Raw genomic sequence first — 17,748 nt, forward strand, 5'->3', positions numbered from 1 at the left:
CATGTACTCATGGGTCAGGAGTGTAAAGGGCGGGTCAGGCCGATCGAAGAGGCAAGGTGACCGGCGTGGCTTGTCGCCAAGCCCGCGCGCCTTGCACCACATCACCGACCACGATGATGCTGGGGCTTTTCATGCCTTCTCGCTGCATGGTGTTCAACAAATCACCGAGTGTGGTCAGGGCCTGCCGCTGTGTGGGCAAGCTGGCGTTTTGTACCACCGCCACAGGGGTGTGGGCAGGCAAACCGCTCAGCAATCCCTGGCTGATGCGCTCCAAACTGCTCACGCCCATGTAAATCACCAAGGTCAGTTTGGCTTGGTGTGCGGTGGCGGCCAGTTGCGCCCAATCGGTGCCGCTGTCGCCGGGTTGGGCGTGGCCTGTCAGCAACACCACGCCGTGGGCGTGCTCGCGGTGCGTCAAAGGGGCACCCAAGCTGCTCATGCCCGCCAGGCCCGAAGTGATGCCGTTGACCACGGTCACATCGATGCCTGCTTGGCGCAGGTGTTCGACCTCTTCGCCACCCCGCCCAAAGATGAAGGGGTCACCGCCCTTGAGGCGCACCACATGCTCGCCTTCTTGGACAGCGGTGATCATCAACTTGTCGATGAAGGCCTGCGGTGTGCTTTTGCAACCGCCGCGCTTGCCCACATGCACGATGCGGGCGTTGGAGGCGGCGTGTTCGAGCACGGCATCGTTGACCAAATCGTCCACCAAAATCACGGTGGCGCTGGCAATCGCTTTGACCGCTTTGAGGGTCAGCAGCTCCGGGTCGCCCGGGCCTGCGCCGACCAAGGTGCAGCGGCCATTGGTGTGTTTTTTCATGGCTTCACCTCGCGCAGAATGTGTTGGACTTGCAGCGTTATCGGTTGAGGCACAGGCAGCTCGCCACGCAAAACGCGTTGAATGTAGGCTGCCGTGGCCACCGCGTCGGTGCCAGGCAAATCAGGCACTTGGGCCAAAGCGCCTTCTTGTGGGTTCTGTACGCGCCGGGTTTGGCCCTGGTTGAAGACGTCCATCGCCGGGGTGCGCCTTGCATCGGCCACCGGTTCACCTTCGGTGCCACGCAGCAGCAGGGCGTGTTGGCCAGTCAGCGCAAAGGTGGCCGACATGGATTGCAAATACTCGGGGTGGGTGTAGCTGCTCACTACCAGCGCTTTGTCTGATGCAAAGGGGTTCATGAGCTTGACCAGGCTGTGGCCAGGGTTGCGCAGGCCCACCACGCGGCGCACAGACAGCAAGCGCTCCAGCCCCGGGTTCAGCGCGCCCGTGGGCACAAACACCACTTCACCGGCTTTGACCTCTGGGGAGGAGTCAGAGGCGCAGATGCCCAATTCGGACAACACCGCCTGGCTGCTCACGCGTTTGTCTTCGGTGGCCGTGCCATGCACCACCACCGCCACGCCGTCGCGGGCCAACAGCAGGGCCAACAAGGCCGTGAGCACCGGCAGTTTGCGTGCCCCGTTGTAGCTGGGCAGCACCACGGTGGGCGCTTGGCCTGTGTGAACTTTGTGCAAGCGAGCATGGGTGGCGTCCAAAAAACCGGCCATCTCTTCAGCGGTCTCCCCCTTGATGCGCATGGCCAAGCAAAAAGCGCCCAGTTCCAGATCGCTCACCTGCTGGTCCAGGATCAGGCCCATCAGGTCAGCCGCTTGCGCGCGCCCGAGCGCACGGGCGCCATCTTTGCCGCGTCCGATGTCCTTGATGTAGTGGCTGATTCCCATGCGAGCCATTGTGCGGGAAGCGAGATAACTGTTCGTTATATGTGTATGGCTTTCAGGCCGGTGCCATGCCATGCTGGCGCTTGAGCGCGTCGCAGGCGGGCGACTGCCAGAAGGCCAGCAGCGCGCGCATGGCATCAGGCTGTGCGCTGCATGTGGCCACCGAGCCCGAGAACGTGGTGATGATCTCCACCGCCGGGGGCAGGCCGCCCACGATGGTGATGCCTTGCACGCCCAGCATTTCGCTCAGTTGCTGAAAACCCAGCGCCACTTTGCCTTGGCCCACCAGCGCGCCAACGGGCACACCGGGTGGGGCTTGCACCATGCGCGGTGCGATGGTTTTGGCGATGCCCCAGCGTTCAAACAATTGGGCCAATTGAACCCCACTGGGCCCAGTGGACAGGCCAATCGTGGACGCTGTGTAAACGGCCTGTTTCAAGGCGTCTTCGGTGGAGATGTCGGGCAGGGGCTGACCCGCAGGCACGGCCACCGCCACGCCTGAGCGCACCAGGTCGGCGCGGCTGCCGGCCAGCACATGGCCGCTGGCCACAAGTTTGTCGATGGCGTCGCTGGCCAGCACCACGCCGTCAAAGGCTTCGCCCGCTTGCACGCGCTTGGCCGCATCGACGCCGCCGACCGACTCGACCTGGACCTGAACGGCCGGGGCCTGGGCCACATACAGCGCCACCAGGTCGGCCAGCAGTGGTTTGGTGGCCATGGAGGAAATCAGTCGGAGTGTGGTCATGTGTGGCGTTTCATAGGGGTGTCGTTGCATCAAAGGATTATCGCCAAGGGCAGCGTCAGCCCCCGCGCCCCGCTTAAACTCGCTGTCATGCGAATTTTGGGCATTGAATCATCTTGCGACGAGACGGGCGTGGCCTTGGTCGAGACCACTGGCGGGTCTTTGCCGCGCCTGTTGTCGCACGCGCTCTACAGTCAGATCGAGATGCACCAGGCCTACGGCGGCGTGGTGCCCGAGCTGGCCAGCCGCGACCACATTCGCCGGTTGCTGCCACTCACGCGGCAGGTGCTGGCCGAGGCGGGCGAGACATTGAGCGGCATTGACGTGGTGGCTTACACGCGGGGGCCGGGCCTGGCCGGGGCCTTGTTGGTGGGCTCAGGTGTGGCCTGTGCGTTGGCCGCCTCTTTGGGCAAACCTGTGCTGGGCGTGCACCACCTCGAAGGGCATTTGCTCTCCCCGTTCTTGAGCGCCGATCCGCCGGAATTTCCGTTCATCGCCTTGCTGGTGTCGGGTGGCCATACCCAGCTCATGCGGGTGGATGGCGTGGGGCGTTACGAGCTTTTGGGCGAAACCATCGACGACGCTGCAGGCGAAGCCTTTGACAAGTCGGCCAAGCTCATGGGCCTGCCCTACCCGGGTGGTCCGGGGCTGTCGCGCCTGGCCGAGCAGGGCAACCCGACCGCTTACAAGCTGCCCCGGCCTTTGCTGCACAGTGGTGATCTGGATTTTTCTTTTGCAGGCCTGAAGACCGCGGTGCTCACGCAGAGCCAGAAGATTGGCCCTGCTGCCCACACCGAAGGCGCGCCCGAGCGCGCCGATTTGGCGGCGTCGACCCAGGCTGCGATTGTGGAGGTGTTGGTCAAGAAATCCATGAACGCCCTCAAGGCCACGGGCATGAAGCGCCTGGTGGTGGCCGGGGGCGTGGGGGCCAACCGCGAGCTGCGGGCCCAGCTCAACATGGCTTGCGCCAAAGCCCAGGTGCGCGTGCATTACCCCGAGTTGCACCTGTGCACCGACAATGGCGCCATGATTGCGATGGCAGCGGCCATGCGTTTGCAAGCCGGCGTACAACAAGCCGAGGCGCGTTACAGCTTCGATGTGAAACCGCGCTGGCCTTTGCACGAAGTGGTTTGAGTGCAGCAGTTACACTGCGGCCCTTTTGCACCGCAACCCGACGTCGATCGGGTTCTATTGTTCTTATGCGTTTGTCTGTGATTTTTTCTCGCCGAATTGGGGTGGCTTGGTGGGTGGCCCTTTGTTTGTCGCCTGTGTGGGCGCAATCGCCTGCACCCATCAAACTGGCCCTGATCGAGGGCTTGAGCGGCCCTTTTGGCAACACAGGCGAAGCCGTGGTGCGCAACATCGCTTGGGCGGTCGAGCGTGTCAATGCACGCGGCGGCGTCAAGACCGTTTTGGGCATGCAAACTTTGGTGCTGGAGCGTTACGACAGCAAAGGGCAAAGCGAAGAAGCGCTGTCGGCCCTGAAATCCGCCATCGACGACGGCGCGCAGGTGGTTTTGCAAGGCAATTCCTCGGCCAATGCGGCGGCTTTGATCGACGCGATCAACAAACACAACGAGCGTGAACCCGCTAAACGCGTGCTGTTCTTGAACTACTCGGCGGTAGACCCGGCGTTGACGAACGAAAAATGCAGCTTTTGGCATTTCCGTTTTGACGCCCATGCCGACATGCGCATGACCGCCTTGATGACGGTGTTGCGTGAAGACAAGAAGGTCCAATCGGTGTATCTGATTGGACAGGACTACAGCTTTGGCCAGGCCGTGTTGCGCGAGGCCAAGCGTCAGCTGGCCGACAAGCGCCCCGATGTGAAGGTGGTGGGCGACGAGTTGCACCCCATGGGCCGGGTCAAAGACTTTTTGCCTTATGCGGTCAAGATCAAAGCCAGTGGGGCCCAAGCGGTCATCACCGGCAACTGGGGCAACGACCTGACGCTGTTGGTCAAGTCGGCCCGCGAGGCGGGTTACGAAGGCAAGTTCTACACTTTTTACGGCAATGCGCTGGGGGCCCCGGCGGCCTTGGGCGATGCAGGTGTGGACCGAGTGATCGCCGTGGCCGACTGGATGCCCAACGTGCCGGGCAGGGCCAGCGAAGCTTTTTACCAGTCGTTTCGCCAGCGCTTTGCCAAACCTTCGGAAGACTATGTGCATGTGCGCATGCAGCTGATGGTCGAGGCATGGGTCCAGGCGGTCGAAAAAGCAGGCAGCACCGAACCGGTGGCCGTGGCACTGGCGCTGGAAAAAGCCCGGGTCAGCATGGCCGGACAAACCGGCTTCATGCGCGCCGAAGACCACCAGTTTCAGCAGCCTTTGGTGGTGGGGTTGATGCAACGCCAAGGCGCTGTGGGTGTGCCGTTTGATGTGGAAGGCTCTGGCTATGGCTTCAAGGTGGTGCAGCAGATCAAGGCCGAGCAAGCCCGTTTGCCCAGCAGCTGCAAGATGGTGCGGCCTCAGGGGACTTGAGACTGACGAAGATCCGCTGGCGTCTCAGAAAAGCGCGATGGGGTTCTGGCCCGATCTGGGCGGCGGTCTTTGACACTGGCTTGTCGGGTGAGCCAACCACGGGTTTCCAGGCCCCGCACGACGTGCAGGACCGTCACCTTGTCCAAACACAAACCACGGGCCAGTCCGGCTTGGTCTGTGGACCCGCTGTGCATCAGCCTGGGCATGACATGGATGACGCGTCAGCCCAAGCCTTGGTGGCCACTTTGTGTGGCCGAGTGGGTCTTATTCCAGCTTGATGTTGGCCTTCTTGATCAGATCGCCAAAGCGCGTGAATTCCTGACGGTTCATTTGCGCAAATTGCTCGGGCGTGATGCTGCCCGGCTCGCCGCCCAGTCCTTTGAGTTTGGTCTGGATGTCGGGCATTTTCAGAATTTTGGCCAGCTCGGTTTGCAGGCGCTGAGTGACTTCAGGTGGGGTGCCGGTGGTCACGAACATGCCGTACCAAGTGCTCATCTCGAAGCCGCTCACACCGGCCTCGGCCAAAGTCGGCACTTGGGGCAACTCGCTGCTGCGTGTGGCCGTGGTCAGGGCCAGGGGTTTGAATTTGCCCGCCTTGATTTGGCCCATGGCCGAGGAGGTGGTGTCGAACATGATTTGCACGTTCCCGCCGATGATGTCCAGGTGCGCCTGGCTGCTGCCCCGGTAGGGCACATGGATGCTTTTGACCCCGGCGGCCAGGTTAAAGCCTTCGCCCGCGATGTGCTGGGTGCTGCCCACGCCGGACGACGCGTACTTGAACTCGTTGGGCTTGGCTTTCATCAAAGCCACCAATTCGGTCACGTTGTTGGCGGGCACATTGGCCCCCACCACCAGCACGTTGGGCACCGTGACGATCAGGCCCACAGGGGTCAGGTCCTTGATCGGGTCAAAGCTGAGTTTGATCAGGTGAGGGGCAATGGCTTGGCCGGTGTTGGTGGCCACCAGCAGGGTGTGGCCGTCGGCCGGGGCTTTGGCGGTCAGGTCGGCAGCAATGGTGTTGGAAGCACCGGGTTTGTTCTCGACCACAAACGAGCCCTTGAAGGCCTCGCCCATTTTTTCGGCCAACATGCGGGCAATGATGTCGGTGCCGCCGCCTGCATTGGCTCCCACCATGATGCGCACCGGCTTGTTGGGGTAGTTTTGCGCCCAACCCAGCAATGGGGTAGCCAGCAGTGCTGTGATCAAAATCTTCTTCAACTTCATGACAATGTCTCCTGAGGTGTGGTGTGGTTTTGAAGGCAAGAGGTGGCCATGCGAGCCGCCAATTCAAAGGCGTTGGTCATGGCCTGGGGATTGGCCACACCCTGACCTGCGATGTCGTAAGCCGTTCCGTGTGCCGGGGTGGTGATGGGGCAGGGCAGGCCGCCATGCACAGTCACACCTTGCTCAAAACCCATCAGCTTCATGGCGATCTGGCCTTGGTCGTGGTACATGGTCACCACACCGTCGTAACCGCCCGGCGAGCGGATGGCGCGCACAAAGGCGGTGTCGGCTGGGAATGGGCCATCGGCAGCAAAGCCCATGGCTGCAGCTTGGAGCACCCCCGGTGTGATGATGCGGCCTTCCTCGTCGCCGTAGTTGCCGTTGTCGCCGTTGTGCGGATTGAGTCCACAGACCGCGATGCGCGGACAGGTGACGCCGGAGGCCTGCAGGGCTTGCGAAATCATGCGAATCGCATCGGCCACTTTGTCCGGACTCAGCAAGCTGGAGACTTCGTTCAGGGGAACATGCGAAGTCACGCGCGCGGTCCAGAGGTTTTTCAGCACGTTGAGCTCGCCGCACACGCCGCTGTAGTGCATGTGTTCGGCAAACCAGCGCAATTCGTCTTCTTGTGTCATGCCGCCTTGGCGCAGGGCTGACTTGTTCAGCGGGGCAAAGCAAAAAGCATCGGCTTGGCCTGCCGTCACCAGGTCCACCCCTGCGGCCAAGGCCTCGATCATGTAGCGACCGTTGTGGGCGTTGGCCACGCCGCGCTCAAAAGAAGGGGCATTGGCACCAGACCAGTCGTGCCAGACCACTTCGGGGGGGGCTTGAATCGATCCTTTCTGGCCGATCAGGATCACCTGGGCATGCGTTTTCCACGAAGGGTTTTGTAGCATTTTTTCGACCAATTCTGGGCCGATGCCTGCAGGGTCGCCAGTAAAAAGGGCCAGTGTGGGCAGTGTCATGTCAAGCTTTCGGTCAAGTGCGCTGGCGGACAGGCGTCATTCGTCATAACGCGTCATGCTAAGCAGGCGATTCAAGCCGGTCAAGCTCTGGTTTTCCCCCTTACTTCCAGCCCCATGCCTTCACAAGACCCCTCCAGCCAGTGAAGCGACGCTCGCCCATGCCACCTGCTCAATAGGGACCACGCATTTGTGGCGAAACAAAGCCTCTGTTGACTGCAGCCTGGTGCTTACTGCGAGGCCTTTGACCAGCCCACCCCCGCGTCCAGCGGGTAAATCGGCCGCCGCAGGTTTTTGAACTGCAACTCGCTGTAGTCCGATGTGCAGGCCCCGGCCCCGGCGCATTCCACCGTGGCTCCGGCCAGGTGACCCAGGCCAGCGCGCCAGTGCACCCGGCTTTTGAGCACCACAAAACTCTTTTGCGTCGGGTCGATGCCCAGGCACAGCAGGGCGTTCACGTCAAAAGGCTCGACATGGCGCGAGATCAGTGCCACCTCCACATCGCCCGTGTCGATCACCACCGCCTGGCCCATGTTCTGGCGGGCACCTTGGCTCATGGGGCCTTTGTTGCGGTATTTGCCGTTCGAGATCAGTTTGACCACGCCCGACAACTCGATGGGTGCGCTGTGGTGCGGCATGAGTGGCATGGCCATCTTGCCGCCCACTTGCAAATGCACCTGCGCGCCGATGCCGGCCGCGATGGCTTCTTGCACCGCCTGCGGGTCAAAAATCGCAAACACCGCCACGTTGCGCAAGCCTTGACGCAGCACCTCAGCCAGCACGGCAGTGGTGTCCATGGTGCCGCCCGAGGCGGCATTGTCGTAATGGTCCAGCAGCATCACCGGAAAGTCGGAGTGGGTCTTGGCACGGGCCACCGACGCGGCCAGCGGCTCCAGCTCGTACACCCATTGCGAGCGGCTGTCCCAGGCCATTTGCATCAGCTCGTCGCGCAGGCGCTGCGCCAGCTCCGGGTCGTTGTCGGTCACCACCACCACCGACATACCTGCGTTTTCGATGTCGGCATGGGGAAAGCCGGTGAACACGCTGGCGCACAAAGCGCCTTCTTTTTCCATTTGCTGGGCGCGCGCCTGGATGGACCGGTTGGGTTCGTCCAGTGAGCTTTGCCGCATGATGTGCGGGATCATGGGCAAGCGCCCCCAGGCCGTGGTGGGCTTGGCCTGCCCCTGCAGCAGTTGGAGCAAGGCCGAACCGGCTCGCATGCCGGTGCCATACATGTCCACATGCGGGTAGGTTTGGTAGCCCGCCACGGTTTGTGCCAGATCGACCATGTCGGCGTACACGTTGGCGTGCATGTCATAGGCCACGCCAATGGGCGTTTGGGCGTCGATGGCGCGGATGCGGCGCAGCAATTCGCCTTCGCCGTCTTCGTGGCTTTGGCTCACCATGGCGCCATGCAGGTCCAGCAAGATGCCATCAAAGCCCCCGCGCGCCACGGCTTGCAAAATCGTTTCACTCATGGCCTCGTAAGCCGTATCCAACACCAGCCCGCTGGGCGCGGCATGTGCGCCCAAGGCCATTTCGAACTCAGCTCCTGCCTGCTCGGCCAAATCAATGAACGCCCCGGTGGCCGTGCCCGTGCTGCGAAACGCCGCAATGGCCGCTTCGCCACGCGGCGGCGCTTCACCTGGTCCGAGCGCAAAGCGCTGCAAGTCGGTGGGCACCGGCGAGAAGGTGTTGGTCTCGTGCATCATCATGGCGATCAGCAAACGCATGGCAGGGTCTCCAGTTCAACAGGGGTCCATGATGACCCCGTGCGCTGGCCGGACACAGTCACCGAGGTGCCAACCTGGGCAAAGATCTGCGTTTATCCGAATTGACAGCCAGCCCTGAGGGATCGAGACTGAACCCCCTTGAATGGAGATGGCGCATGTTCCCTTGCATCGACACTTTGGGTGCCGCTTCGGCTTTTGAACGTGGCCAAATTTATGGCCGCCAGGCCCAAGACCGCATCCAGCACAGCGTGGTCACTTATGCCCGATTGTTTGCCGCGTGTGGCATCGACTGGACCCAAGCTTGTGAGCGCGCCATGCGCTTTGAAGGCGTGATTGCCCAGGTTGACGCCGACCTGGTGGCCGAGCTCCATGGCATGGCCGAGGGCAGCGGCCAGACGCTGGGCAGCCTGCTGGCGCTGAATTGCCGCACCGAAATCCTGCCGCCCACCTTTTTGTCAGACGCACCAGACATGAAGGTGGTCGCCCAAATCGCTTTGGCTGCCAACCGCGCCGCAGGCTTGCCCGACTGGCTGGAGCAAGCCGCTTGGGATAACGCCTTGCACGACGGCGAATGCACCGCCATGTGCGTGACCGCCGCCGCGAGCCAGACCGGACAAGCTTGGCTCGCGCAAAACTGGGACTGGATGGGCCGACAGCGGCAAGCCCTGGTGGTGCTGCACACCCAAGGCCCCAGCGGCCAAAGCATCACGACGTTGACCGAGGCGGGCATGCTGGCCAAGATCGGCATCAACCAGTCGGGCTTTGCCTTGGGCTTGAACATCCTGCGTTCAGGGCGTGACGGCAGTCGCTTGGGTGTGCCGGTGCATGTGCTGCTGCGTCATTTGCTCGACTGCTCTTCGGTGGCGCAGGCGCGGGAGCGTTTGCAAGTTCTGCAAACCGATCTGGGCCTGGGTTTTGGTGCGGCCTCCAACGTGCCTTGTGCCGACGCCGAGGGCCATGCCGCCTGCTTTGAGGTCTCGCCCACCGGCTGGGCCGAGGTCAAGCCCACCGATGGGGTGGTGGTGCACACCAACCATTTTGTGTGTGAATCGCTGTTGTCCGAGCAAGCCCCCATGGCACCCGCTTTATCGAGTCACAGTCGCCTGAGCACCGCCCGTCAGCACGCCTTGCAAACGCCCATGGGGCGGGCTGAACTGGAGCACTTTTTGCGCGATGAGTCCGATGGTTTCTTGTCCATTTGCCGCAGCCCCGACCCCAGCGTTCCACCCGAAAGCCGGGTCGAGAGTGTGGCCGGTATCGTCATGCATACCCAGCCGCCCGCCATGTGGGTGGCTTGCGACGTGCCCAGCCGCGTGGCGTTTGAGGCCGTGCCCTTGGCCTGGCAGGCCATGCCCGCCTGAGTACGAGACGGCGCGCTCAGGCGCGAAGGTGCCGTACCGCGTCCGAGACGCGCATGCCCAGTTGCAGGCCCTGCGCCAGTGCCAAAGCGTTCAAGCCGTTGACCACGCCGTTGTCCAGACCGTCTTGCGCTTCGCCAATGCGGGCTGAGGTGTGCGCATACAAAATGGCCAGCACGCCCACCGCCTGCAACTCATGCAGCGCGACGCGGCCTGCATCGTCCTTGCCGCCCCCCGCATCGTTGAAGGCCACCGCAAAAGGCTTGAGGGTTTGCGCCGTCACAAAATGCGAGGCCGACAAGCCCCCGTGCGAGCCTGACACGATCACTGTGCCGACATGGCTGGCGTTGACCAGCGCAATCGAATCGAGCAACACCAGTTGGCGCGGGGTCATCGTGTTTCCTTGTCAACGTCTTGCGCAAAGCTGGCGTTTTGCAGCGGGTCGTTGTCGGCCATCCAACCGTGGTACACGGTTTGGAAATCAGCCACGATCTGGGCCAGCGGCATGTCGTCAAATGTGCCGCGCTGGTTCACGTATTCCATGTGCCGGTGGCCCGCCTTGTCAAAGGGGTGGTAGATCGAATCGTTCTGCCCATCAAACTCCAGCGGCAGCAGGCCAAACTTGTCGCACAGCTCGATGTTGAAGGCGGGCGTGGCCTTGACCCACTGGCCGTCCAACCAGATGTCGGCATAGCCGTGCCAAATGAACACATCGGTCTGCATGGTCTGGCGCAAGCGCTCGGTGCTCAGGTGGTTGCGCACATCGGCGTAACCCAGCCGTGCATGCAGGCCTGCGGCGCGGCAGGCGGCGGCCATCAAGGCTGCTTTGGGCACGCACCAACCCGAGCCTTGTGCAATCACCGAGCTGGCGCGCATGCCTTGGGGTGACAGATCGATGCGGTAGGGGTCGTAGCGAAACCGGTCGCGTACCGCCAAGTACAGCGCCACGGCGCGTTCGCGCTCGGTGGCGCCTTGCGCGTGCTGGCGCGCAAAGGCGATCACATCCGGGTGGTCGCTGTCGATCAAGGCCGTGGCGGCCAGCGTGGCGGGGGAGGGCAGGTCGGTCATGGAGCCACTGTAGCCTGCGCGCCAGCGCCGGTCTGTCACGCTGGCTATAGTGCTTTGATCGTGCTTTGCAGCGCAACACAAGGAGACACGGGCATGGCCTCGGTTTTGAATTTCGGTGCGGTGCGTGTGCACCTGGGCGACAAGTCGGGCAAATACCCCGACGGCAACCAGCTGATCGTGCAGGGTGCCGACATGCGTGTGGCCTTTGATACGCCCGAGGTGGCCAACCGCATCGGCCCCGAGCTGGACACGGTGGACCTGGTCATCCTGGGCCATGTGCACGAAGACCACATGGCCGGGCTGCACCGCCTGCTGCACGCCCCGGTTCAGGTGCACGAGGCCGACCTGGCCGCCGCCCAGTCTTGGGACGGCATGTGCCGCCATTACGGCTACCCGCAGGACGTGCTGGATGCGATGCTGGCCATTGTGCAAAAGGATTTTCACTACCAGCCCCGGCCCGACGCCACCGGCTACAGCGATGGCGCGCTGTGGGAGCTGGGCGGCGGCGTGCGGGTGCGGGCGCACCACTTGCCGGGTCACACGGCGGGGCACTGCGCCTTGGTGGTGGAGAGCGAAGGCCTGGCCTTCATTGGCGACATTGACCTGAGCGGTTTTGGCCCCTATTACGGCGATGCCACCTCCAGTTTGAGCGACTTCCGGCACACCCTGAACAAAGTGGCCGAGCTGGACGTCCGCATCTGGGCCACCTCGCACCACAAAGCGGTGATCACCGATCGGGCGCAGTTCTTGGCGGATTTGGCGCGCTTTGCCGGCAAGATCGACGAGCGCAGCGCGCAGCTGTTGGGCTATCTGCAAACCCCGCAAAGTCTGGATGAACTTGTTAACCGCCGCCTGCTGTACCCGCAAGGCTATGACGTGCCTTTTGTGCCCTGCGCCGAGCGCCACACCATTGGCATGCACCTGGCTGAGTTGCAGTCAGAAGGGGAAATCGAAACTCTGGAAGATGGCCGCTTTGTGGCGGTTTGACTTCTTTTTTGCAATGCTTTCACATCCACCTGAACAGGAGACGGCACATGACCCCCGAACAACTTTTGCAGCACCACGACCAGGCCCGTTTGTGGGACCAGCCGCCCGGCGTGGTGGGCGGCCCCGACACGGCCGCGGCTTACCAACAAGCTTTGGCCGTGCGCCGCTTGCGCGTGCAGCGTGGTGAAGCGCCCAAGGGCTACAAAATCGGCTTCACCAACCGCACCCTGTGGCAGCGCTACGAGGTGTTTGGTCCGATGTGGGGCACGGTCTGGGACACGGGCCTGCGCTTTGGCGAGGCGTCTGAGCCCGGACATGCCCAAGGCAGCATTGACTTGGCCCACACCTGCCAGCCTCGGTTGGAGCCTGAAATCGTCTTCGGCATGAAGGCCACGCCACCGGCCAATGCCAGCATGCAGCAGTTGTTTGAAGCCATTGATTGGCTGGCACCGGGTTTTGAAGTCGTGCAGTCGCACTGCCTGGACTGGAAATTCTCCGCCACCGACACCATGGCCGACAGTGGCTTGCATGCCCGTCTGTTGGTGGGCCAGCGCCTGCCCGTCCAGCTGCTGGCCACCGATGCACAGGCCTTGCATACCCTGCTGGCGCAAGCCCAAGTCACGCTCTTCAAGAACGGCCAGGCGGTGGAGCAGGGCAGCGGCACCAACGTGCTCGACAGCCCGCTGAACGCTTTGCACCACTTTTTGAAAGAGCTGCGCCAATGCCCCGGTGCGGCCGATCTGCAAGCGGGTGATGTGATCACCACAGGCACTTGGACCGACGCCTGGCCCCTGCAAATTGGCGAGAACTGGCGGGCCGATTTTTCTGCCCCCTTGGGCAGTCTGAGTGCCCACATGCGCTGACTCCAGGCACCTTGCAGATCCGAAAAAGCCCCCGAGCCGCAAAGCCCGGGGTTTGAATCAACAAAAATGTCAGGCAACTGCAAAAAACATGACAAGGTCAGTATACTGTAAATATAAACAGTATATTGGGCAAAAGCCCAAAAACAAAGCCCAATCCTGACCATGTACGCCCCTGACACGCCCCAAGCCCTGCCCCCCGGACCCTGGTGGTTGCAGGCTTTGCCTGCCAGCATCGCGGCGGGTTTCCCATCGCCCGCCGAAGACCATCAAGTCGAGCGCATTGACCTCATGCAGCAGCTGGTCAAGCACCCGCAGGCCACGTTTTACATCCGTGTGCGCGGTGAAAGCATGCGCGATGCGGGCATCCTCGATGGCTCGGTGGTGCTGGTCGACCGCGCCATCACCCCAGCGGACGGACAAATCGTGCTGGCCGTGATCGATGGCGACTTCACCTGCAAAACCTTGCGCTTGCAAGGCGAGGGCATCCGCTTGCAGGCGGCCCATCCCCATTACCCCGACATCGTGCCCAAAGATGGCCAAAGTGTCGAAGTCTGGGGTGTGGTGGTCGCGACCATTCACCAGCACCAAACCTGATTAGCCTCGGATTGCCCTGACATGGCCACCATTTCTCCACGCCACCGTCGCGATGACTTTGACGCCAACCGGGTCTATGAATACCCGCAGCACTTGCGCGAAGCCATCGAAGACGCCCCGACCGGCGCAGGTGTTTACACCTTCCATGGGCAAGAGGGCGACTTGCCGCTGTACATCGGCAAAAGCATCAACATCCGCGCCAGACTGCTTTCACACCTGCGCACCGAAGACGAAGCCCGCATGCTGCGGCAAACCCAGTGCATCAGCCACATCCGCACGGCCGGTGAGATCGGCGCGCTGCTGTTGGAAGCGCAAATGATCAAGGCCCAACACCCTTTGTTCAACCAAAAATTGCGCCGCAACAAGCAGTTGTGCAGCTTGCAAATGGCGGGCGACATGCCGCAAGTGGTGTATTCCAAAGACATCGACTTTGCCACCCAGCCCGACCTGTATGGCCTGTACGCCAGCCGCCACGCTGCGCTGAATGCGCTGCGTGCCGTGGCCGACCAGCACCAACTTTGTTACGGCCCCTTGGGTCTGGAAAAGTTACCTCTTGGCAAAGCCTGCTTTCGGGCGGCCATTCGCCAATGCGCGGGGGTGTGCCGGGGCGATGAAAGCCCCGAGGCGCACCGCGAGCGCCTGTTCAGCAGCTTGCTGGCGCTGCGTGTGGAATGCTGGCCCTACGAAGGTGCTGTGGGCTTGGTCGAGCGCGATGCCGAATTCACTCAAATCCACGTGGTCAAGCACTGGTGCTATCTGGGCAGCGCCACCAGCGCCGAAGCGGCCCAGGAACTGAGCCAAACAGCCCGCCAAGTGGTCACCCATTTTGATGCCGACAGCTACAAAATCTTGTGCCGTCCGGTGCTCACGCAAAGTGTCGAGATCGTGTTGTTGTGAACCAGACCATGAAAATCCAACTGCTAACGCCCTGAGTGCTTTCAGCGTCGGTCGTCTCGCATGCGTTGCAGTTGTGCGCCGTCAACTGCCAAACGTACACCCAAAAAGCCGCTGCCTGCGCGCACCGGGAATTTGCGCAAGCCGATGTCGAGCGCCTCGATCGCGGTGTAAGCCGCACAGGCCTGCACGATGCGCGTCATCAGCCGCTCTTGGGTTTCATAAAGTCCATCGGCTGCGAGTCGCTCGATCTCGATCACCAAAGGGTCGTAATCGAACACATGGGCCATGCCGTCTTGGGCAATCAACACCAGATCAGAGTGGATCCACAGCGTCAAATCCAGCGCGTGGTACTCGGGCACGGTGTCGCCTGGGGCGTAGGTGCCAATGTGGGTGGCCAGACGAAAGTCTTTCAGTTCGATCTGGCTGGTGGTCGAGGTGGGCATGGTCATGGGTGTTAAGGGGCAAGTTCGTGGATTGGTGTTCCGGGGCTCAGTGCCTGCTTTTGAGCCGCTGGCTCTTGCGACTTTTTTCAAAAAATGCATCGGGTTTGGTTTGCACCCAGCGGATGAAGCGAGCCATCGCTTCGTGCTGTTGCAAGGCTTCGACGGTGGCGTATTGGCGGGCCAATTCGGTCTCGGTGAACAGGGCGTGAATTTGGCGGTGGCATATGCGGTGCAGCACCGCTGTCTGTAGGCCCCCGTGCGACTTGGGCACCAAATGGTGCGCGTCTTGTTGGCTGGGCGGAATGGAGCGTTCGCACAGCGGACAGACTGTGTCGCCGCTGCGGGGGACGGGCAGGGCTTCAAGCTGAGCTTGAATGAGCTTTTTGCGAACGCGCCCCGTCACGGCAGAACCAGTGTGTTGACCATGGTGCAAGGCTACAACAGACCGCCAGCGGCGCATGTGGCACCGGGCGATTGATCCCAGAGGTTTTCAGGGCATCAGGTCGATCAGGATTTCGTTGCGCCGGTTCCACGGCAGCGTGAACGGGTCGTCGTAGCGCGCGATTTGGGCCGTGGGGCTGAGCTTGAGTTGGCGAGCCTGCGCCCAAGCCTTCAAACGCTCGGTTTGCTCCTGGATGCTGGCTTGCGTGGTGAAGCCGCTGAAGCGCACGACCACCGTCTCGTGCTCGGACACAGTGCGCAACTGGATTTGTGGGTTCAGAGGTTGGGGCAGGGTCTGCAGGCTTTCGTTGGACGGCATCACAAAGTGCACGCGCCAACCTTGGTCCTCGGGAATGACTGTGACGGGCGCTGTCATCGAAATCTTGCGTTGCGCGCCCAGTCCAGCTTGCAGGTTATCGCCAAAGATGTAAGACGCAATGCGTCGAAAGCCGCTGCGGCTCGCGGCGTCGAAGTCGCCACTGATTTGGGTTTGCGCCACTGTGAAGGCGGCGTAGCGGCGCACCTCAAAAGGTGGATCTGAAACCAACACGGTGTAACGCGGTTCTTCAACGGCCATGGCAGCCTCGCAAAAAAGGAACCAGAGGGGAGACAAGAATAAAAAAAGCCAGCGCATTGGGGTCTTTCGTGAGTCGTCATTACAGCAAATTTCGGGCTTGTGTATCTGCCCGATGGCGAACAGAGCTCGTTTGCAGCGCATTCCCGCCTACAAAAGTCAGGTGGGGTTGGCCTCCAAAAGGCGACTCTCTATATACTGTTTATTCGTACAGTATTTTATCAATCCCCAGTCCCATGACCACACCTTTTCGTCCCATGTATGCCCTTGTCGACGGCAACAACTTCTATGTCTCTTGCGAACGTGTTTTCCAGCCTTGGTTGCAGGGCCGGCCGGTGGTGGTGTTGTCCAACAACGACGGTTGCGCCATCGCCCGCAGCGACGAAGCCAAAGCGCTGGGCATCAAGATGGGCGCACCTTACTTTCAGCTGCATGAGTTGGAGCGCGACGCGGGTTTGATCGCGCTGTCGGCCAATTTTTCTTTGTATGGCGATATGAGCGACCGCATGATGAGCCTGGCCGCAGGCCTGGGCCACCAGCAAGAGGTCTATTCCATCGACGAAAGTTTCATCGATCTCAGCAGCATCCCTGGCGATTTGGTGCGCCGTGCCCGGCAAATTCGCAGGCGCATCTTGCAATGGATCGGCATTCCAACCTGCATTGGCATCGGACCCACCAAAACCCTCGCAAAACTCGCCAATGCGATTGCCAAAAGCGCCGAGCGCAAGCCCGGCAGCTACCCCGCGCAGCACGCGCAAATTTGCCACTTGGGTGCATGCAGTCCAGAGGAACTGCGTCAGTTGTTGCAGGCCACCGACGTGGGCGATGTGTGGGGTGTGGGTCCTCGCATTGCTGCGCGGCTGCGGGTGCAGGGCATCACCACCGCACAAGATTTGGTGGACATGAGTCCGGCAGCTGCGCGAGCCATGAGCTCGGTGGTGCTGGAAAAAACCGTGCGCGAGTTGCAGGGCACGCCGTGTTTTGAGTTTGAAGACGAACCTTCGCCGAAACAGCAAATCGCCTGCACCCGCAGCTTTGGCCGTCCGGTGACTGCGCTGGCCGATCTGCAGCAAGCCGTGACCGAGTTCGCTTGCCGCGCCGCAGAAAAGTTGCGCAAACAAAAGGGCCATGCAGCGCAGGTGTTGGTGTTCATCCGCACCAGCCCGTTCAGGAAGCAAGACGCGCAGTACAGCCGCAGCGCCTGCCTGCCACTGCCCGTGCCCACCAGCGACAGTGCGCACATCACCCAGGCGGCCATGGCTTTGCTGGGCAATATTTACCAGCCGGGTTTTTTGTATGCCAAGGCGGGCGTCATGCTGATGGGTTTGCAGCCGGCCACGCGCCAGCAGATGACGCTCGATTTGTCGCGCCATGCAGGTGATGCCCAACCCGCCAACCGCACGCGCTTGATGCGGGCCATCGACCAGATCAACCTGCGACACGGCCGGGGCAGCCTGAAGCTGGGCAGCGCAGGCGTGGGCCACACTGCTCAAATTTGGCACATGAAGCAAGACTTCAAAAGCCCGGCTTACACCACCGATTGGGCCCATTTGCTCACGGTTCAGATGGACGCTTGAGGTGCACCCGAGCCGTGGCTTGAGCTTAGGCGGCTTGGGGTGTGGCCAACTGGATGATGGGCAGCACATTGGCGGCGTTGCCCACGGCC

Annotated in this window: 20 protein-coding genes; 8 read left to right on the forward strand and 12 right to left on the reverse strand. The window is 61.8% G+C overall.

From position 1 onward, the window contains the following. Nucleotides 1-34: 34 nt before the first annotated feature. The 3 genes from cobA to Q0O19_RS10100 are packed head-to-tail and all read right to left on the reverse strand — an operon-like array spanning nt 35 to nt 2,461. On the reverse strand, nt 35-820 hold the full coding sequence (cobA, locus tag Q0O19_RS10090) for a uroporphyrinogen-III C-methyltransferase (RefSeq protein WP_295522594.1): 786 nt from the start codon (nt 818-820) through the stop codon (nt 35-37). After that, a complete protein-coding gene (gene ybiB, locus Q0O19_RS10095) occupies nt 817-1,719 on the reverse strand; it encodes a DNA-binding protein YbiB (RefSeq protein WP_295522597.1) in 903 nt (300 codons plus the stop codon). The genes cobA and ybiB overlap by 4 nt, the downstream gene beginning before the upstream one ends. Nucleotides 1,720-1,771: 52 nt before the next feature. Then, nucleotides 1,772-2,461: a substrate-binding domain-containing protein gene (locus Q0O19_RS10100; protein ID WP_295522598.1), complete on the reverse strand. Its 690-nt coding sequence runs from the start codon at nt 2,459-2,461 to the stop codon at nt 1,772-1,774. Between the two features lie 87 nt (nt 2,462-2,548). Between Q0O19_RS10100 and tsaD the strand changes: the two genes are divergently transcribed. Beyond that, nucleotides 2,549-3,592: a tRNA (adenosine(37)-N6)-threonylcarbamoyltransferase complex transferase subunit TsaD gene (gene tsaD / locus Q0O19_RS10105; protein WP_295522599.1), complete on the forward strand. Its 1,044-nt coding sequence runs from the start codon at nt 2,549-2,551 to the stop codon at nt 3,590-3,592. A gap of 65 nt (nt 3,593-3,657) precedes the next feature. Further along, nucleotides 3,658-4,938, forward strand: coding sequence for a branched-chain amino acid ABC transporter substrate-binding protein (locus Q0O19_RS10110; protein WP_295522600.1), 1,281 nt, complete (start codon nt 3,658-3,660; stop codon nt 4,936-4,938). Here Q0O19_RS10110 and Q0O19_RS10115 read toward each other — a convergent pair. The 4 genes from Q0O19_RS10115 to Q0O19_RS10130 all read right to left on the reverse strand — a co-directional run bounded on the left by Q0O19_RS10115 (nt 4,926) and on the right by Q0O19_RS10130 (nt 8,857). Continuing rightward, complete coding sequence (locus Q0O19_RS10115) at nt 4,926-5,144, reverse strand: MarR family transcriptional regulator (protein WP_295522603.1); 219 nt, start codon at nt 5,142-5,144, stop codon at nt 4,926-4,928. The two genes, Q0O19_RS10110 and Q0O19_RS10115, sit on opposite strands and share 13 nt — an antisense overlap. 58 nt (nt 5,145-5,202) lie before the next feature. After that, nucleotides 5,203-6,162, reverse strand: a complete 960-nt coding sequence (locus Q0O19_RS10120) for a tripartite tricarboxylate transporter substrate binding protein (RefSeq protein WP_295522604.1) — start codon at nt 6,160-6,162, stop codon at nt 5,203-5,205. Further along, the gene (locus tag Q0O19_RS10125) at nt 6,159-7,127 is read right to left on the reverse strand and encodes a 4-hydroxythreonine-4-phosphate dehydrogenase PdxA (RefSeq protein WP_295522606.1); all 969 of its coding nucleotides are present in this window, start codon (nt 7,125-7,127) and stop codon (nt 6,159-6,161) included. The genes Q0O19_RS10120 and Q0O19_RS10125 overlap by 4 nt, the downstream gene beginning before the upstream one ends. Nucleotides 7,128-7,354: 227 nt before the next feature. Continuing rightward, complete coding sequence (locus tag Q0O19_RS10130; RefSeq protein WP_295522608.1) at nt 7,355-8,857, reverse strand: M81 family metallopeptidase; 1,503 nt, start codon at nt 8,855-8,857, stop codon at nt 7,355-7,357. A 155-nt stretch (nt 8,858-9,012) separates the two neighbouring features. On the opposite strand from Q0O19_RS10130, the gene Q0O19_RS10135 reads away from it, so the two are divergent. Further along, nucleotides 9,013-10,218: a C45 family peptidase gene (locus Q0O19_RS10135; RefSeq protein ID WP_295522610.1), complete on the forward strand. Its 1,206-nt coding sequence runs from the start codon at nt 9,013-9,015 to the stop codon at nt 10,216-10,218. Nucleotides 10,219-10,234: 16 nt separating this feature from the next. Here Q0O19_RS10135 and Q0O19_RS10140 read toward each other — a convergent pair whose 3' ends face one another. Together Q0O19_RS10140 and Q0O19_RS10145 are read right to left on the reverse strand one after the other, a co-directional pair. After that, nucleotides 10,235-10,609 carry a hypothetical protein gene (locus Q0O19_RS10140; protein ID WP_295522612.1) on the reverse strand — a complete coding sequence of 125 codons (375 nt, stop codon included), beginning with the start codon at nt 10,607-10,609 and terminating at the stop codon, nt 10,235-10,237. Beyond that, entirely contained in the window at nt 10,606-11,283 is a 678-nt protein-coding gene (locus tag Q0O19_RS10145; RefSeq protein WP_295522614.1) for a transglutaminase family protein, read from the reverse strand. The genes Q0O19_RS10140 and Q0O19_RS10145 overlap by 4 nt, the downstream gene beginning before the upstream one ends. A gap of 93 nt (nt 11,284-11,376) precedes the next feature. On the opposite strand from Q0O19_RS10145, the gene Q0O19_RS10150 reads away from it, so the two are divergent. From Q0O19_RS10150 to cho, 4 genes are all read left to right on the forward strand, one after another. Then, complete coding sequence (locus tag Q0O19_RS10150) at nt 11,377-12,270, forward strand: MBL fold metallo-hydrolase (protein WP_295522616.1); 894 nt, start codon at nt 11,377-11,379, stop codon at nt 12,268-12,270. A 47-nt stretch (nt 12,271-12,317) separates the two neighbouring features. Continuing rightward, nucleotides 12,318-13,133, forward strand: coding sequence for a fumarylacetoacetate hydrolase family protein (locus Q0O19_RS10155; RefSeq protein ID WP_295522618.1), 816 nt, complete (start codon nt 12,318-12,320; stop codon nt 13,131-13,133). 162 nt (nt 13,134-13,295) lie between these two features. Further along, complete coding sequence (locus Q0O19_RS10160; protein WP_295522620.1) at nt 13,296-13,727, forward strand: LexA family transcriptional regulator; 432 nt, start codon at nt 13,296-13,298, stop codon at nt 13,725-13,727. 21 nt (nt 13,728-13,748) lie between these two features. After that, on the forward strand, nt 13,749-14,624 hold the full coding sequence (gene cho / locus Q0O19_RS10165; protein ID WP_295522622.1) for an excinuclease Cho: 876 nt from the start codon (nt 13,749-13,751) through the stop codon (nt 14,622-14,624). Nucleotides 14,625-14,665: 41 nt separating this feature from the next. Here cho and Q0O19_RS10170 read toward each other — a convergent pair whose 3' ends face one another. From Q0O19_RS10170 to Q0O19_RS10180, 3 genes are all read right to left on the reverse strand, one after another. After that, entirely contained in the window at nt 14,666-15,073 is a 408-nt protein-coding gene (locus Q0O19_RS10170; RefSeq protein ID WP_295522624.1) for a dihydroneopterin aldolase, read from the reverse strand. Between the two features lie 40 nt (nt 15,074-15,113). Next, nucleotides 15,114-15,470 (reverse strand): HNH endonuclease signature motif containing protein, encoded by a 357-nt coding sequence (locus Q0O19_RS10175; protein WP_295522626.1) that lies wholly within the window; start codon nt 15,468-15,470, stop codon nt 15,114-15,116. Nucleotides 15,471-15,557: 87 nt separating this feature from the next. Beyond that, the gene (locus Q0O19_RS10180) at nt 15,558-16,085 is read right to left on the reverse strand and encodes a heme-binding protein (RefSeq protein WP_295522628.1); all 528 of its coding nucleotides are present in this window, start codon (nt 16,083-16,085) and stop codon (nt 15,558-15,560) included. 254 nt (nt 16,086-16,339) lie between these two features. On the opposite strand from Q0O19_RS10180, the gene Q0O19_RS10185 reads away from it, so the two are divergent. Beyond that, on the forward strand, nt 16,340-17,659 hold the full coding sequence (locus tag Q0O19_RS10185) for a Y-family DNA polymerase (protein ID WP_295522630.1): 1,320 nt from the start codon (nt 16,340-16,342) through the stop codon (nt 17,657-17,659). Nucleotides 17,660-17,748 lie beyond the last annotated feature (89 nt).

Origin of the sequence: Limnohabitans sp. Rim8 (genome assembly GCF_945869175.1) — a bacterium.
In the GTDB taxonomy this organism is placed as follows: Bacteria; Pseudomonadota; Gammaproteobacteria; order Burkholderiales; family Burkholderiaceae_C; genus Limnohabitans_A.